Annotated in this window: 17 protein-coding genes; 11 read left to right on the top strand and 6 right to left on the bottom strand. The window is 55.6% G+C overall.

Annotated features, from left to right (window positions below; genetic code table 11):
* Positions 1-122: 122 nt before the first annotated feature.
* The 8 genes from rsxA (at position 123) to ACN0UH_RS06700 (ending at position 7,134) form a co-directional block, all read left to right on the top strand.
* On the top strand, positions 123-707 hold the full coding sequence (gene rsxA / locus ACN0UH_RS06665; protein WP_087515993.1) for an electron transport complex subunit RsxA: 585 nt from the start codon (positions 123-125) through the stop codon (positions 705-707).
* The gene (gene rsxB, locus ACN0UH_RS06670) at positions 704-1,294 is read left to right on the top strand and encodes an electron transport complex subunit RsxB (RefSeq protein ID WP_417661322.1); all 591 of its coding nucleotides are present in this window, start codon (positions 704-706) and stop codon (positions 1,292-1,294) included. The genes rsxA and rsxB overlap by 4 nt, the downstream gene beginning before the upstream one ends.
* A complete protein-coding gene (gene rsxC, locus ACN0UH_RS06675) occupies positions 1,291-3,807 on the top strand; it encodes an electron transport complex subunit RsxC (protein ID WP_417661323.1) in 2,517 nt (838 codons plus the stop codon). The genes rsxB and rsxC overlap by 4 nt, the downstream gene beginning before the upstream one ends.
* Positions 3,808-3,810: 3 nt before the next feature.
* Positions 3,811-4,842, top strand: a complete 1,032-nt coding sequence (locus ACN0UH_RS06680; RefSeq protein WP_417661324.1) for an RnfABCDGE type electron transport complex subunit D — start codon at positions 3,811-3,813, stop codon at positions 4,840-4,842.
* A 30-nt stretch (positions 4,843-4,872) separates the two neighbouring features.
* Positions 4,873-5,499 (top strand): electron transport complex subunit RsxG, encoded by a 627-nt coding sequence (gene rsxG / locus ACN0UH_RS06685; protein ID WP_417661325.1) that lies wholly within the window; start codon positions 4,873-4,875, stop codon positions 5,497-5,499.
* A complete protein-coding gene (locus ACN0UH_RS06690) occupies positions 5,499-6,212 on the top strand; it encodes an electron transport complex subunit E (protein ID WP_417661326.1) in 714 nt (237 codons plus the stop codon). The genes rsxG and ACN0UH_RS06690 overlap by 1 nt, the downstream gene beginning before the upstream one ends.
* Positions 6,209-6,847 (top strand): endonuclease III, encoded by a 639-nt coding sequence (nth, locus tag ACN0UH_RS06695; protein ID WP_417661327.1) that lies wholly within the window; start codon positions 6,209-6,211, stop codon positions 6,845-6,847. The genes ACN0UH_RS06690 and nth overlap by 4 nt, the downstream gene beginning before the upstream one ends.
* 107 nt (positions 6,848-6,954) lie before the next feature.
* Positions 6,955-7,134, top strand: a complete 180-nt coding sequence (locus ACN0UH_RS06700) for a PA3496 family putative envelope integrity protein (protein ID WP_417661328.1) — start codon at positions 6,955-6,957, stop codon at positions 7,132-7,134.
* Between the two features lie 154 nt (positions 7,135-7,288).
* On the opposite strand, the gene ACN0UH_RS06705 is transcribed toward ACN0UH_RS06700, so the two are convergent.
* From ACN0UH_RS06705 to ACN0UH_RS06725, 5 genes are all read right to left on the bottom strand, one after another.
* Positions 7,289-8,422, bottom strand: a complete 1,134-nt coding sequence (locus ACN0UH_RS06705; RefSeq protein WP_417661329.1) for an alanine--glyoxylate aminotransferase family protein — start codon at positions 8,420-8,422, stop codon at positions 7,289-7,291.
* A 53-nt stretch (positions 8,423-8,475) separates the two neighbouring features.
* A complete protein-coding gene (gene gloA, locus ACN0UH_RS06710; protein WP_087515984.1) occupies positions 8,476-8,868 on the bottom strand; it encodes a lactoylglutathione lyase in 393 nt (130 codons plus the stop codon).
* Between the two features lie 144 nt (positions 8,869-9,012).
* The gene (locus tag ACN0UH_RS06715) at positions 9,013-9,291 is read right to left on the bottom strand and encodes a hypothetical protein (protein ID WP_417661330.1); all 279 of its coding nucleotides are present in this window, start codon (positions 9,289-9,291) and stop codon (positions 9,013-9,015) included.
* A 167-nt stretch (positions 9,292-9,458) separates the two neighbouring features.
* Complete coding sequence (locus ACN0UH_RS06720; protein WP_087515982.1) at positions 9,459-10,676, bottom strand: argininosuccinate synthase; 1,218 nt, start codon at positions 10,674-10,676, stop codon at positions 9,459-9,461.
* 131 nt (positions 10,677-10,807) lie between these two features.
* Entirely contained in the window at positions 10,808-11,767 is a 960-nt protein-coding gene (locus tag ACN0UH_RS06725; protein ID WP_417661331.1) for a flagellar protein MotY, read from the bottom strand.
* A 152-nt stretch (positions 11,768-11,919) separates the two neighbouring features.
* Here ACN0UH_RS06725 and pyrC point away from each other — a divergent pair, with 152 nt between their 5' ends.
* Together pyrC and rnt are read left to right on the top strand one after the other, a co-directional pair.
* On the top strand, positions 11,920-12,966 hold the full coding sequence (gene pyrC / locus ACN0UH_RS06730; protein ID WP_417661332.1) for a dihydroorotase: 1,047 nt from the start codon (positions 11,920-11,922) through the stop codon (positions 12,964-12,966).
* A complete protein-coding gene (rnt, locus tag ACN0UH_RS06735) occupies positions 12,963-13,637 on the top strand; it encodes a ribonuclease T (protein WP_417661333.1) in 675 nt (224 codons plus the stop codon). Before pyrC ends, rnt begins: the two co-directional genes overlap by 4 nt.
* 119 nt (positions 13,638-13,756) lie before the next feature.
* Here the strand turns inward: rnt and ACN0UH_RS06740 are convergent, their stop codons facing one another.
* Positions 13,757-14,359 carry a peroxiredoxin gene (locus ACN0UH_RS06740; RefSeq protein ID WP_010484487.1) on the bottom strand — a complete coding sequence of 201 codons (603 nt, stop codon included), beginning with the start codon at positions 14,357-14,359 and terminating at the stop codon, positions 13,757-13,759.
* Between the two features lie 282 nt (positions 14,360-14,641).
* On the opposite strand from ACN0UH_RS06740, the gene ACN0UH_RS06745 reads away from it, so the two are divergent.
* A complete protein-coding gene (locus ACN0UH_RS06745; protein ID WP_417661334.1) occupies positions 14,642-14,860 on the top strand; it encodes a bacterioferritin-associated ferredoxin in 219 nt (72 codons plus the stop codon).
* Positions 14,861-14,928 lie beyond the last annotated feature (68 nt).

The following is a 14,928-nucleotide window of genomic DNA, read 5'->3' on the forward strand; positions in this document are numbered from 1 at the left end:
CTTCTGCGCTAGGTTTATAGGCCAATAACACTCAAGCCGATGCTGGCTTGTTTGCACTACAACTGTCACCGATAATAAACACCCTTTTTATACGGCCTTTGCCCGTCCAAACGGTACCCGCAATGACCGAACTCGCTCTGATTCTGGTTAGCGCCATCCTGGTCAACAATTTCGTGTTGGTGCAATTTCTTGGCCTGTGCCCATTCATGGGTGTGTCGAAGAAAATAGAAACCGCGATTGGCTTGTCCTTGGCGACCACCTTCGTCCTGACGCTGGCCGCCATGTGCAGTTATCTGGTCCAGCAATATGTGCTCAAGCCGCTGGATATCGAGTTTCTGCGCACCATCAGCTTTATCCTGGTGATCGCCGTTGTGGTGCAGTTCACCGAGATGGTGGTCAACAAGACCAGTCCGCTGCTGTACCGCGTGCTGGGTATTTTCCTGCCGCTGATCACCACCAACTGCATCGTTTTAGGTGTTGCTCTGCTCAATGCCAACAAGAGCGAGTTCACCTTTATCACCGCAACCGCCAACGGCTTTGGCGCAGGCCTTGGCTTCTCATTGGTGCTGGTGTTGTTTGCAGCAATGCGCGAGCGAATTGCCATTGCTGATGTACCCAAAACATTCGAAGGTGCAGCCATCGGCATGATCACAGCAGGCCTCATGTCTCTGGCCTTTATGGGCTTTACCGGGTTGATCAAGCTATGACACTGGTTATCAGCGCCGTTCTCGCGCTGCTGGCCCTGTGTTTGGTCTGCGGCGCAATCCTCGGTTACGCCGCAGTACGCTTCAAGGTAGAAGGCGACCCAATTGCCGAGCAAGTCAACGCCCTGCTCCCGCAAACCCAGTGTGGCCAGTGCGGTTACCCCGGCTGCAAGCCTTACGCTGAAGCCATTGCCGGTGGCGACAAGATCAACAAGTGCCCACCCGGCGGCGAAGCCACCATTCAAGCACTGGCCGACCTGCTGGATGTCGAGCCAGAACCGCTTGATGCAGTCGAAGGTGAAAAGCCGCAGATGGTCGCTTATATCCGTGAAGCTGAGTGCATTGGCTGCACCAAATGCATTCAAGCCTGCCCGGTGGATGCAATTGTCGGCGCGGCCAAACAAATGCACACGGTCATTGTCTCCGAGTGCACCGGCTGCGACCTCTGCGTAGAGCCTTGCCCGGTTGACTGCATCGATATGATCGAAGTTGGCAGCAGCGTACAAACCTGGAAATGGCAGCAGCCACTGGCGCCCGGCCAGTTAATTGCAACTGACCGCGCCGACAGCCACAGAGGCGAAGCGGCATGAGCCTGATGCAAATCTGGGATATCCCGGGCGGTATTCACCCGCCTGAGCGCAAAGATCTTTCCAATAAGACTGAGATCCAGCGAGCGCCATTACCGGCGCGCTTGGTGTTGCCGCTTAACCAACATATCGGCGCTCCGGCAGAGCCAGTGGTGGCGGTTGGCGAACCCGTGCTCAAGGGCCAGCTGATTGCCAAAGCCAATGGCTTTATCAGCGTGCCGGTGCATGCACCGACTTCAGGCACCGTCAGCTTTATTGGCCCACAGCCTTACCCACATGTCTCGGGCATGCTTGCGCCAGCCATCGTCATCGACACTGACGGCCAAGACCAATGGTGTGAGCTGCAACCTTGCAGTGATTATCGCGCGCTTGAACCCAGCGTATTGCTTGAGCTGATTCGCCAAGCCGGGATCAGCGGCCTAGGCGGCGCGGGCTTCCCCACAGCGGTCAAACTGACCGAACGCCCAACGCAGAAAATCCATACGCTGATCATCAACGGTACTGAGTGCGAGCCGTACATCACCGCCGATGACATGCTAATGCGTGAGTTCGCTACTGAATTGATTTCAGGCATCGAAATCATTGTTCAGTTGATCAATCCTGAACAGGTGTTGATTGGCATCGAAGACAACAAACCCGAAGCCATCGCCGCGGTTAAACAAGCGGTAGCCGAGCGCCCCTTTCAAGTCTGCGTATTCCCGACCAAATACCCGTCGGGCGGCGAGAAACAGCTGATCCAGATTCTCACCGGAGTAGAAGTGCCCAGCGGTGGCCTGCCTGCGGACATAGGCATGCTCTGTCAAAACGTCGGCACTGCCGTCGCCGTGCACAACGCCGTGATACTCGGTAAGCCGCTGATATCGAGAATTACCACCCTAACCGGTGAAGCGCTGGCACGGCCAATGAACGTCGAGGTATTGCTTGGCACGCCCGTGGGCGAGTTGCTGAACTTTACCGGGCTGGATGAGCGCGCCCTGAATCGTTTGATCATGGGCGGCCCAATGATGGGCTTTACCCTGCCCGACATCGATGTACCCGTGATTAAAACCACTAACTGCTTGCTGGCCTCTAGTGCCGCAGAGTTACCCGCTCCCACCCCGGCTATGCCATGCATTCGTTGCGGTGAATGCGCAGAGGTCTGCCCGGCCAGCTTACTGCCGCAGCAGTTGCACTTTTTTGCCCTTGGCCAGGATCACGAGCAGCTCAAAGCGCACAACCTGTTCGATTGCATCGAGTGTGGCGCCTGCGCCTACGTTTGCCCTTCGAGCATTCCCTTGGTGCAGTATTACCGCGCCGCCAAAGGTGAGATTCGCGATCTTGAGCAAAAACAACTCAAGGCTGAACAATCCAAGCAGCGCTTTGAATTACGCCAAGAGCGCCTGCGCCTTGCCGAAGAGAAGAAAGAAGCCGAGCGCAAAGCTCGTCTGGAACGCGCCGCCCAAGCCAAGGCCGCGCAGGCAGACAACCCGGCGCTTAAATCTACAGAGGCTACAGCCGCGCCAAAGGCGAGCGGCCTGAGCGATGAATTAAAGAAGCTGAAAATTCAGGCGAGCATGGCACAAGTCGCACTGAAAAAAGCCGAGAAACAACTCGTCACTCACGACACACCAGAGCTGCACGCACAGGTCAGCGAACTGCGCGGCGCCGCAGAAGAAGCGCAAAAAGCCTTGGATGCTGCACTGGCCGCCGAACCAGCTGCAGCACCAGCAGGCCCCACGGCCAATGATACCGAACTGAAAAAAGCCAAGATCGACGCAGCCATGCTCCGCGCCCAACTGCGTAAGCTGGAGAAGATCGAAGCGCCTACCGCCGAGCAATCAGCCGAACTACAGCAACTACGCAGCCAGCTCGAAGCGGCTGAAAAACTGCTCGCCAGCCTGCAAGCGCCCGCAGCAGCGACACCGGCCAAGCCTGCAGCGTCCGCAAATGACGTAGAGCTGAAAAAAGCCAAGATCGATGCCGCCATGCTCCGCGCCCAACTGCGTAAGCTGGAGAAAATCGAAGCGCCTACCGCCGAGCAATCAACCGAACTACAGCAACTACACAATCAGCTCGAAGCGGCCGAGAAGCTGCTCGCCAGTCTGCAAGCGCCCGTAGCAGCGACGCCAGAAAAAGCCGAAACCAGTGCTGGTGATCCATTGAAAAAAGCCAAGATTGAATTGGCGATGGCCCGTGCAGCGTTGAAGAAAGCTGAAAAAGCCGAAGCCGGAACAGATCAGCTGAGCACCTTGACCGCTGCAGTGACTGCTGCCGAACAAGCCCTGCACGCAGCCGAAGAGGCATCGAACAAGCCAGCGCCACAATTGCAGCGCAGCGACAAGCGTCCAGCTGATGAGGCCACCCGCGCCTTGAAGACTGAAGTCGCTTTCGCCCGCGCCGACCTGCGCAAACTTGAGCGTGATGACAACGTCGAAGCCGCTGCACTGGAGGCTGCGCGCTCGCGCCTGACGACAGCCGAGCAAGCACTGAGCGCCCATCAAGCCGCCGACCGACCCACCCCTTTAGAGACCCAATAATCCATGGCCCTGCCCCGCATCACATCGCCCCACGCCAAGGGCAGCAATCGCACTCAGCAAGTCATGCTGCAGGTGTTGCTGGCGACCGTGCCCGGGATTCTCGCGCTGACGTGGTTGTTCGGTTTTGGCACCTTGATCAATCTGCTTTGGGCCAGTGCCTGCGCATTAGGCTTTGAAGCACTGATTCTCACCCTGCGTAAACGCCCTGTAGGCTTCTTCCTCAAGGATTACAGCGCCTTGGTCACTGCGGTACTCCTTGCGCTGGCTTTACCGCCTTACGCGCCCTGGTGGCTCACGCTTGTCGCCACCGGCTTTGCCATCAGCTTTGGCAAGCAACTGTACGGTGGTCTGGGGCAAAACCCGTTCAATCCGGCGATGGTCGGTTATGTCGTGGTGCTGGTTTCGTTTCCAGTCGAGATGACCAGTTGGCCAGCACCGCACATGGTCGGCCCGCTGGATGCGTTCCAGCATATTTTCGGCTTTGCCAATCTGCCAGATGGCTGGGCGCAAGCGACAGCGCTGGACGCCCTGAAAATCAATAAAAGCCTGACCATTGACGAGCTCTGGGCACAAAGCTCTGCATTTGGCCGCTTCGGTGGCGCCGGGGTTGAAGTGGTCAACCTCGCCTTCCTGCTCGGCGGCATCTACTTGCTGCGCAAACGTCTGTTCACCTGGCACGCGCCCACCGGCATGCTCGCAGCATTGGCAGTAATGAGCCTGCTGTTCTGGAACGGCAGCGGTTCAGATTCTCATGGCTCACCGCTGTTTCATCTGCTCAGCGGCGCAACCATGCTCGGTGCGTTTTTTATCGTCACCGATCCGGTTTCCGGCGCGACCAGTAATCTGGGCCGCTTGCTATTTGGCATCGGCGTCGGTGTGCTGATCTACGTGATCCGCGCCTGGGGCGGTTACCCCGACGGCGTCGCCTTTGGCGTCCTGCTGATGAATCTGGCGGCGCCCACTATCGATTACTACACACGACCGCGCACCTATGGTCATCGCAAGCCCACCCGTGGCTTCAAGCTCGGAGAATAACCAGTGGCCTTGCCTGAAATCAGCAGATCGATGATCAAAAACAGCTTGGTGCTGGGACTCTTTGCTGTGGTCACTGTCGGCACCGTGGCGCTCACCCAACTGGGCACCGCATCGCGTATCGAAACCGCGCAGCGTGAGGCCCAGGTCCGCGCACTTGCAGAGATATTGCCCAACGGCAGCTATGACAATCACCTGCTTGATAACGTTGTCGAAGTGTTTGATCCGAAACTGCTTGGCATTAAAACGCCACAGGATGCCTACATTGCCCTCAAAGACGGCAAGCCCAGCGCAATCATCCTCAAGGCCACCGCCCCGGATGGCTACAGCGGCGCGATTCACCTGCTGATCGGAATTAACGCCAATGGCACGCTGGCCGGGGTGCGAGCGCTCAATCACCGTGAAACACCGGGGCTGGGTGATCGCATCGACCTGAGCAAAAGCAGCTGGGTTCTAGAGTTTAATGGCAAGTCGCTAAGCAACCCGGATGACAGCGGTTGGGCAGTGAAGAAAGATCGCGGCGTTTTCGATCAGTTTGCAGGCGCGACTATTACCCCGCGTGCAGTGGTCAAAGCTGTGCATAAGGCCTTGCAGTATTTCGATGCGCACCAGCAACAGCTGTTTGCCACTCAGCGCACGCCCAAACAGGAAGCCAACTGATGGCTAGCACCAGTTACCGCGAAATAACCCTGAACGGCCTGTGGAAGAACAACCCCGGCTTGGTGCAACTGCTTGGCCTGTGTCCACTGCTCGGCACCAGCAACTCTACGGTAAACGCCTTGGGCCTGGCGCTGGCCAGCGCCTTGGTGCTGATCTGTTCCAACACGGCTGTATCGTTGGTGCGCGGCGTGGTGAACACTGCTGTGCGCCTGCCTGCCTTCGTCATGATCATTGCCGCGCTGACCACTTGCATCGAATTATTGATGCAGGCCTACACCTACGAGCTGTATCAGATTCTCGGTATTTTTATCCCGCTGATCACCACAAACTGCGTGATTCTTGGCCGCGCCGACGCCTTTGCCGCGAAGAACGACCCCGGCCGCGCCGCTTACGACGGCCTGATGATGGGCTTAGGCTTTGCCGCAGTGCTGGTGGCCATTGGCGCCATTCGCGAGCTGCTCGGCACCGGTATTCTGTTTGCCAACATGCAATTGCTGTTTGGTCCGTCTGCGGCTGACTGGCAAATTACCCTGTTCAGCGATTACCAAGGCTTCCTGCTAGCCATTTTGCCGCCGGGTGCGTTTATCGTGCTGGGCTTGTTGATTGCCGGTAAAAACCGTATTGACTCGGTATTGGCCGAGCGCGCCAAAGCCAGACAACCTGAAGTTGTGGTGCAAAGTCGCCGCGTTCGTGTGACAGGAGTAATCGAGTGAACGCTGCTAAACGCTACGAAATTTTCCGTCGCCTGCATGAAGACAATCCAGAGCCCAAAACCGAGTTGGCCTACAGCACGCCTTTTGAGCTGTTGATTGCGGTGATTCTCTCGGCGCAGGCCACCGATGTTGGCGTCAACAAGGCCACAGCCAAGCTCTATCCGGTTGCCAATACCCCGGAAGCGATTTACGCCTTGGGTTACGACGGCCTGTGCCAGTACGTAAAAACCATTGGTTTGTATCCGAGCAAAGCAAAAAACATCATCGAAACCTGCCGCATGCTGATCGAGCTGCACAACAGCCAAGTGCCGCAAACCCGCGAAGCACTCGAAGCGCTGCCGGGCGTGGGCCGTAAGACGGCCAATGTGGTACTTAACACTGCATTTCGCCAATTCACCATGGCGGTCGACACCCATATTTTCCGCTTCAGCAATCGCACGGGCGTGGCGCCGGGCAAGAACGTGCTTGAAGTTGAAAAGAAGCTGCTGAAGTTTGTGCCAAAAGATTTTTTACTCGATGCGCACCACTGGATGATCCTCCACGGACGCTATGTCTGTCAGGCGCGCAAGCCGCGCTGCGGCAGTTGTCGCATCGAAGATTTGTGCGAATTCAAGCAGAAAACATCTGACGATTGATTTTTCAGTGACTTTTCTATCCACCTGATTGAAAAAATCTTTTTTACCCGGTTCCATTTTGCCGCTATAAGGTGCGCAAATGGCTTATACAGCCGGGAGTGGAAGATATGAGCACTGACAAAGAAGACCTGGACCTCGACGACGACTTTGCCGCAGACGATAGCGATGACGGCGATGCACCGGTTGAGGTGGCGAAAACCAACCTGACCAAGCGCCGTATCATTGATAATTTTCTCGACGAACGCCGCCTGAACAAACAGCTGTCTGAATACGATTTCGATTTGTAAGCACTGCCCTGCATCAAGGATTCGCCCTGACGCCTAAAGTGCAACAGGATCGACCCAGCAGGTTGAAACGCAATAGCGCGGTCCCGCACCAGCGCTATTGCATTGTTTTGAACTGCACTGTTTCGAATTGCTCGTTTCGAAGTGCAGCGAGCCGTTACTTAGACGTCACCTTATCCAAGGCGTCTGCCAAAGTAGCTACCGTACGCTCAACGTTATTCAACTTATCCAGACCAAACAGACCAAGGCGGAAGGTTTGGAAATCCGCAGGTTCATCACACATCAGCGGCACGCCAGCAGCAATTTGCAGGCCTTGTGCGGCAAACTTCTTACCACTTTTGATATCCGCATCGTCGGTGTAGCAAACCACCACGCCTGGCGCTTCAAAGCCTGGAGCTGCAACACTTCTAAAGCCCTTCTCGGCTAGCAAGGCGCGGACTTTATCGCCAAGCTCTTGCTGCTCAGTGCGCACCACGTCAAAACCGTATTGCTCGGTCTCTTTCATCACATCGCGAAAACGCACCAGCGAGTCGCTTGGCATGGTTGCGTGATAAGCGTGACCACCCTGCTCGTAAGCACTCATGATTTGCAGCCATTTCTTCAAATCACAAGCAAAGCTGCTGCTTTCGGTGCTTTCAATACGTTCACGGGCCAACTCACTGAACATCACCAATGCACAGCACGGAGAGCCACTCCAGCCCTTCTGCGGCGCGCTGATCAGGATATCCACAGCATTGGCCTGCATATCAACCCACAAGGTGCCTGAGGCGATGCAGTCGAGCACAAAGATGCCGCCAACCGCATGCACGGCATCGCCAATGGCGCGCATGTAAGCGTCTGGCAGAATGATTCCTGAAGATGTTTCAACGTGCGGTGCAAACACCACGTCAGGCTTTTCCTGATGAATTGCAGCAACCACTTCTTCAATCGGCGCAGGAGCAAACGCCGCTTGGGACTCAGTGCTGACCGGACGCGCTTTTAGCACAGTGCTGTGCGCGGCGATCTTGCCCATCTCGAGAATCTGCGTCCAACGGTAGCTAAACCAGCCGTTACGCACGATCAGGCACTTCTTATCACCGGCGAACTGACGCGCAACCGCCTCCATGCCGAAGGTGCCACTGCCTGGAACCACAGCCACAGCGTGAGCGTTGTACACCTGTTTGAGGGTGCGCGAAATGTCGTTCATGACCAGTTGGAAAGACTGCGACATGTGATTCAGTGAACGGTCTGTGTAGACCACCGAATATTCAAGCAGGCCTTCTGGATCAACAGCTGAGACTGGATTATGCATAGGGTTACCTTGTAAACAGTGGCAGTAAATTCGCAGGACTGGCGAGCGAGATGTCAGTCGTTACGCGATGGCGACAACAACTCGATCTTATAACCATCCGGGTCTTCGACAAACGCGAGAATGCTGGTGCCGTGCATCATCGGCCCCGGCTCGCGGGTAATCTTGCCACCGCGCGAACGAATGTCATCACAGGCCTTGTAGACGTCTTCGACTTCCAGGGCAATGTGGCCATAGCCGTTGCCAAGGTCGTAGCTTTCGGTGCCCCAGTTCTGGGTGAGTTCAAGCACCGAGTTGTGCGCCTCATCACCGTAGCCAACAAAAGCCAGAGTGAATTTCCCATCCGGATAATCTTTGCGACGCAGCAGGGTCATGCCCAGCACTTCAGTGTAAAAAGCGATGGATTTATCCATATCGCCAACGCGTAGCATGGTATGCAACAAGCGCATGATAAAGGCTCCATAGAGTCGTTATGGCAAATGCAAAAGGCCACATCAGTGGCCTTATTAATGAATGCCTATTGTGAGCGTCCTAACGGAATCTGACCAGTCTTGCGCTCGATCAAGTCCCTGAAGCGCTGCTGAAAAAGCGCTTTAAAGCGCTTTCTTGAGGGTTTTGTGGCCTACATCCTGCGCCCGGTCTTTTTTGTCAGAGACACCATCTTTTGCGTCATCGACTTTATCCTTTTTGTCGTCCAGCCCCATGCTGTCAGAGGCGGCTTCTTTTGCATCACAGCGGCCACCCACGCCCACGGTGGCTTTCATTGCTGCGCTTTTAGCCGCTTTTTCAGGCGTGCAATCCGGGTCGATAACGCCAGCCTGAAGGTTCAAGCAAAACAGGCCAAGGCTTAGGCCAACGAGTAATTTATACATGAGCACTACTCCTTCGTAGGGCGAACAACGCGAAGCTTGTCCGTCATGGTTCAAACTCCTAAACCCTCACAGATGAGCCAATTGCTCAGCTGCCTGCACCAACCTATGGCGCATAAAAAAGCCTCATATAGACACGCTATATGAGGCTTAATGGTCGTACTGAAAGCTTAGATCAGTTTGCGGCCCTTGTTGGCAGCGATGCGCATGCGCAAAGCGTTCAACTTGATAAAGCCAGCAGCATCTTGCTGATTGTAAGCGCCGCCATCTTCTTCGAAAGTGGCGATATTGGCATCGAATAGCGAGTCATCAGACTTGCGGCCGACAATAATTACATTGCCTTTGTACAGCTTCATGCGGACCACGCCATTAACGTTAGCCTGCGAAGCATCAATCATCTGCTGCAGCATGGTGCGCTCAGGGCTCCACCAGAAACCGTTGTAGATCAGGCTGGCGTATTTCGGCATCAACTCGTCTTTGAGGTGAGCGACTTCACGGTCCAGGGTGATCGACTCAATGGCGCGGTGGCCCTTGAGCATGATGGTGCCGCCTGGGGTTTCGTAGCAGCCGCGCGACTTCATGCCGACAAAGCGGTTCTCGACGATGTCGAGACGACCAATGCCGTTCTCGCCACCGATGCGGTTCAGTTCAGCCAGAACAGTCGCAGGCGTCATCTCTTTGCCGTCGATGGCAACGATGTCGCCCGCGCGGTAAGTCAGCTCGAGGTAGGTTGGGGTGTCCGGCGCCAGCTCTGGCGACTTGGTCCAACGCCACATGTCTTCTTCATGCTCGGTCCAGGTGTCTTCCAGCACACCGCCTTCATAGGAGATGTGCAGCAAGTTGGCATCCATCGAGTAAGGTGACTTCTTCTTGCCGTGACGCTCGATTGGAATAGCATGCTTTTCAGCGTAATCCATCAGTTTCTCGCGGGACATCAGATCCCACTCGCGCCACGGGGCAATCACTTTGACGCCCGGCTTGAGTGCATAGGCGCCCAGCTCGAAACGAACCTGGTCGTTGCCTTTGCCGGTGGCGCCGTGGGAAATGGCGTCAGCGCCAGTCTCGTTGGCAATCTCGATCAAGCGCTTGGCAATCAGCGGCCGCGCGATCGACGTACCGAGCAGGTACTCGCCTTCGTAAACAGTGTTGGCACGGAACATCGGGAAGACGAAATCGCGAACGAACTCTTCGCGCAAGTCATCGATGTAGATTTCTTTAACGCCCATGGCCTGAGCTTTAGCGCGAGCTGGCTCAACTTCTTCGCCTTGACCGAGGTCAGCAGTGAAGGTCACCACTTCACAGTTATACGTATCTTGCAGCCACTTGAGGATCACTGACGTGTCCAGGCCACCGGAATATGCCAGGACTACCTTGTTTACATCGGCCATGCCATGAACTCCATGGGGTTGTGCGGAAAGCCGACCATTCTACTGACCCTGGCGGCCAATTTACAGAGGCGCGACAGCTTAAGACGACGAGGCGACAAATTGTTTAATCGATGCGACCGCAAAAAACGCGGTTAAGAGGTCGCGGCAGGATCTGCGGGTGCAGTGGATTTAGTCGCCGGAGCCGGTTCATCCGAGGCTTTTTCCGCGGCTTGCTCGGGGACTTTATCCAAGGTGATCGACACGCGGCGGTTCTTCGCCCGATTAGCCGGGCTATTGTTCGGCACTATTGGGTAACGTTCGCCGTGAAAACGCATGGTGATCTGGTCGGCAGGCACGCCGTGCGCTTCCAGGTAACTCATCACCGCCATTGCTCTACGCCGCGACAAGTCGCGATTGGTCAAACGACTGCCACTATTATCGGAGTGGCCCTCAACCAGAACGCGGTTTACCGCAGGATCAGACTTAAGAAAATCCAAGAGTATCTGCAGTTTGGCCTCGGCCATTGGGTCGAGATCAACCCCACCGTTAGGGAACCCGACGCGGCTTTGCTTAACCTGATCGAAATTAACCGGTAATAGCTTGGCGGTGCAGGCCAGGTAATCGCTGTAGGCTTGCTTGAACTTGACCGGCAACAGGCGCACTTCAACCCGTTCGCCACCTTGAATCCTAAGGTGCTGCACCAGCGGGCTGCGACCGTCCAGTAGACCCGCCAATAAACGCCCAGCTTGAACCTGGGAACTGTTGAAAGGCGTGCTGCTGTCATTAACCCCGACCCGGCCCAGATTGATATCTGAGCGCCCCGGTTGCCACGGTGCGGCCGCAGCGAGCAAGGTTGCCGAGCCGGTGCTCAACCAACGGCCCTGCGTTTGCAGACGGAAAGTGGCTTGCTCACCGGCCTTTCTGACGAACTCACCGACGCCAAAATCAGCCACAGGCTGCGACAGGCGACACTCAAACTTATCACCCTCGACCTTCCACTCAACATTCTCCAGACGCGTCTGAAAACTAATGCCCCACGCAGGCAGACTCGTACTCAAACCAATGAGCAGGCACAGCGGGGAAATCGGTAGTAGGCGCACGGTGGGCTCCACACGTAATCACGGGTTTGCCTTTGATATCGGTTGCGCGCGTAAAAACTTAAGTACGCTTGTCGTAGATATGCGCGGTAAGCGCACGCATGGCGTGCTCTGACGGGGGTTTTCCGGTAGGATTCCAGCCACGTTTTACCCGCCTGGAAGCCTCCATGATCGACCGTCTTACTCTGCTGCGTCCTGATGACTGGCACATTCACCTGCGCGACGGTGGCGTTCTGCCGCATACCGTGACCGACGTTGCGCGTACTTTTGGCCGCGCGATCATCATGCCCAATCTGGTTCCGCCAGTGCGCAATACCCACGAAGCTGACGCCTACCGCCAACGCATTCTCAGTGTTCGCCCGGCAGGCAGCCAGTTCGAACCGCTGATGGTTTTGTACCTCACCGACCAGACCAGCCCTGAAGATGTGCGCACCGCCAAAGCCTCCGGCTTTATCCATGCGGCCAAGCTATATCCAGCCGGTGCGACCACCAACTCCGACTCTGGCGTGACCAGTATCGACAAGATATTCGCCACTCTTGAAACCATGGCTGAAGTCGGTTTACCGCTACTGGTTCATGGCGAAGTGACCCGCAGCGAGATCGATATCTTCGACCGCGAAAAGCAGTTTATCGATGAGCATCTTGGTCGAGTGGTTGAGCGCTTCCCAACCTTGAAAGTGGTGTTCGAGCACATCACCACGCGTGATGCCGTTGAGTTCGTCAAGGCAGCTCCGGCTAACGTTGGCGCAACAATCACCGCTCACCACTTGCTCTATAACCGCAACCATATGTTGGTTGGTGGGATTCGCCCGCACTTTTATTGCCTGCCGATTCTCAAGCGCAACGTACACCAGGAAGCCCTGCTCGATGCCGCGACCAGCGACAGCCGCAAGTTCTTCCTGGGTACCGACTCAGCGCCACACGCTGTGCACGCGAAAGAGTCCGCCTGTGGTTGCGCCGGTTGCTACACCGCGTTCGCCGCTATTGAGTTGTATGCCGAAGCGTTCGAGCAGCGCAACGCATTGGACAAGCTTGAAGCCTTCGCCAGCCTCAACGGCCCAGACTTCTACGGCTTACCGCGCAATACCGAAACCATTACTCTGGTTCGTGAAGACTGGAATGTGCCGGCCAGCCTGCCTTTCGGCGAGCAAACCGTTATCCCGCTGCGTGCTGGTGAAACCTTGCGCTGGCGCTTGCTGGAGCAAAACGCATGAGTGAAGAACAGTACGAAGACGAACTGGAAAGCAGCGCACCGTCTGGCCCCCGCCACCCAATGGCCGCGCGGTTTCGTGGCTACTTGCCAGTGGTGGTTGATGTCGAGACCGGTGGTTTCAACAGCGCGACTGACGCCCTGCTGGAAATCGCCGCGACTACGGTTGGCATCGATGAGCAGGGCTTTTTATACCCGGATCACACGCATTTCTTCCGGGTAGAACCCTTTGCGGGCGCGAATATCGAACAAGCAGCGCTGGAGTTCACCGGCATCAAGCTTGATCACCCGCTGCGCATGGCGGTGACCGAAGAACACGCCCTGACTGAGATATTCCGTGGCCTGCGCAAATCGCTGAAAGCCAATGGTTGCAAACGCGCGATTCTAGTCGGCCACAACAGCAGCTTCGACCTTGGTTTTCTGAATGCTGCGGTTGCCCGGACCGGCCTCAAACGCAACCCGTTCCACCCGTTCTCAAGCTTCGATACCGCAACCTTGGCTGGCTTGGCTTACGGCCAAACCGTTCTAGCCAAAGCCTGCCAAGCGGCGAGCATTGAGTTTGATGGCCGTGAAGCCCACTCCGCACGTTACGACACCGAAAAAACCGCAGAGCTGTTCTGCGGCATTGTCAATCGTTGGAAAGAGATGGGTGGCTGGGAAGACTTCGACGACTAAAGCGTCTGCGCTGCACAGAGCTGATTATTAAGTAATCAGACAATAAAAAACCGGCCATAAGCCGGTTTTTTATTGTCTTAAGCAACACTCAGGTGAGCAAACTCACCTGAATTCAATCCTTACAGATTGGCAGCGTTCTCAGACAGGTAAGCAGCAACGCCGTCTGGCGATGCAGTCATACCCTTGTCGCCTTTCTTCCAGTTTGCTGGGCAAACTTCACCGTGCTCTTCGGTGAACTGCAGGGCATCAACCAGACGCAGCAACTCGTCCATGTTACGGCCCAGTGGCAGGTCGTTAACAATCTGCGAACGAACCACACCATTAAGGTCGATCAGGAATGCGCCACGGAAAGCCACGCCGCCTTCAGACTCAACGTCGTAGGCTTTGCAGATGTCGTGGTTGATGTCAGCAGCCAAGGTGTACTTGACCTGGCCGATGCCGCCCTTGTCGACTGGAGTGTTGCGCCATGCGTTGTGGGTGAAGTGGGAGTCGATGGAAACACCGATCACTTCAACGTTACGCGCCTGGAACTCAGGAATGCGGTGATCCAGAGCAATCAGCTCCGAAGGACATACGAAGGTGAAGTCCAGCGGGTAGAAAAATACCAGGCCGTATTTGCCTTTGATCGCAGAAGACAGGCTGAAGCTGTCAACGATTTCGCCTGTACCCAATACAGCTGCGACGTCGAAATCTGGGGCTTTCTTACCTACGAGTACGCTCATTCGATATCTCCTAAAAATTTGAGTAGTGCGAGTAGCCTAGCGCTGTAACACGACAACGCAATGACGCACCCGCCCTGACTGGGTCCACCATCATACACTTCGGTTTTAAGCCTCGCCCACCGCTTTTTGACCTTGGTTTAATAAGACAACACATCCACCCTATGACCGTTCATCAGGGTTTATGGATTTTCCCAACATGCAAAGAAGATGGCTTTGACAAGCATTCTCATTAACATTAGTATCCATTCCAACGAAACAGTCTTTGTGTAGTGAGTCTTAACTATGTATGTATGCCTCTGTGAAGGTGTCACTGACGGTCAGATCCGCGATGCAATCTACGAAGGTTGCTGCAGCTACCGTGAAGTCCGTGAAGCCACAGGCGTTGCAAGCCAGTGCGGCAAATGTGCATGCTTGGCCAAGTCTGTTGTCCGCGATACCCTGACTGAGGCGCGTGCCAATCAAAGCGCCCTCGCCTATCAGGCAAATTTTGTAGCGGCTTAAATTTTTTTATTGCAGCTAAAACCAGACATATACAGAGCCGGATTTAAGATCCGGCTTTTTTATGCCTA

The sequence above is a fragment of the Pseudomonas sp. genome, from assembly GCF_048265905.1.
Taxonomy (GTDB): domain Bacteria; phylum Pseudomonadota; class Gammaproteobacteria; order Pseudomonadales; family Pseudomonadaceae; genus Aquipseudomonas.

What these genes read in the sequence shown, in the direction of transcription:
- rsxA (WP_087515993.1), top strand. Translation starts at nt 123, where the DNA reads ATGACCGAACTCGCTCTGATTCTGGTTAGCGCCATCCTGGTCAACAAT.
- rsxB (WP_417661322.1), top strand. Translation starts at nt 704, where the DNA reads ATGACACTGGTTATCAGCGCCGTTCTCGCGCTGCTGGCCCTGTGTTTG.
- rsxC (WP_417661323.1), top strand. Translation starts at nt 1,291, where the DNA reads ATGAGCCTGATGCAAATCTGGGATATCCCGGGCGGTATTCACCCGCCT.
- ACN0UH_RS06680 (WP_417661324.1), top strand. Translation starts at nt 3,811, where the DNA reads ATGGCCCTGCCCCGCATCACATCGCCCCACGCCAAGGGCAGCAATCGC.
- rsxG (WP_417661325.1), top strand. Translation starts at nt 4,873, where the DNA reads ATGATCAAAAACAGCTTGGTGCTGGGACTCTTTGCTGTGGTCACTGTC.
- ACN0UH_RS06690 (WP_417661326.1), top strand. Translation starts at nt 5,499, where the DNA reads ATGGCTAGCACCAGTTACCGCGAAATAACCCTGAACGGCCTGTGGAAG.
- ACN0UH_RS06700 (WP_417661328.1), top strand. Translation starts at nt 6,955, where the DNA reads ATGAGCACTGACAAAGAAGACCTGGACCTCGACGACGACTTTGCCGCA.
- ACN0UH_RS06705 (WP_417661329.1), bottom strand. Translation starts at nt 8,422, where the DNA reads ATGCATAATCCAGTCTCAGCTGTTGATCCAGAAGGCCTGCTTGAATAT.
- gloA (WP_087515984.1), bottom strand. Translation starts at nt 8,868, where the DNA reads ATGCGCTTGTTGCATACCATGCTACGCGTTGGCGATATGGATAAATCC.
- ACN0UH_RS06715 (WP_417661330.1), bottom strand. Translation starts at nt 9,291, where the DNA reads ATGTATAAATTACTCGTTGGCCTAAGCCTTGGCCTGTTTTGCTTGAAC.
- ACN0UH_RS06720 (WP_087515982.1), bottom strand. Translation starts at nt 10,676, where the DNA reads ATGGCCGATGTAAACAAGGTAGTCCTGGCATATTCCGGTGGCCTGGAC.
- pyrC (WP_417661332.1), top strand. Translation starts at nt 11,920, where the DNA reads ATGATCGACCGTCTTACTCTGCTGCGTCCTGATGACTGGCACATTCAC.
- rnt (WP_417661333.1), top strand. Translation starts at nt 12,963, where the DNA reads ATGAGTGAAGAACAGTACGAAGACGAACTGGAAAGCAGCGCACCGTCT.
- ACN0UH_RS06740 (WP_010484487.1), bottom strand. Translation starts at nt 14,359, where the DNA reads ATGAGCGTACTCGTAGGTAAGAAAGCCCCAGATTTCGACGTCGCAGCT.
- ACN0UH_RS06745 (WP_417661334.1), top strand. Translation starts at nt 14,642, where the DNA reads ATGTATGTATGCCTCTGTGAAGGTGTCACTGACGGTCAGATCCGCGAT.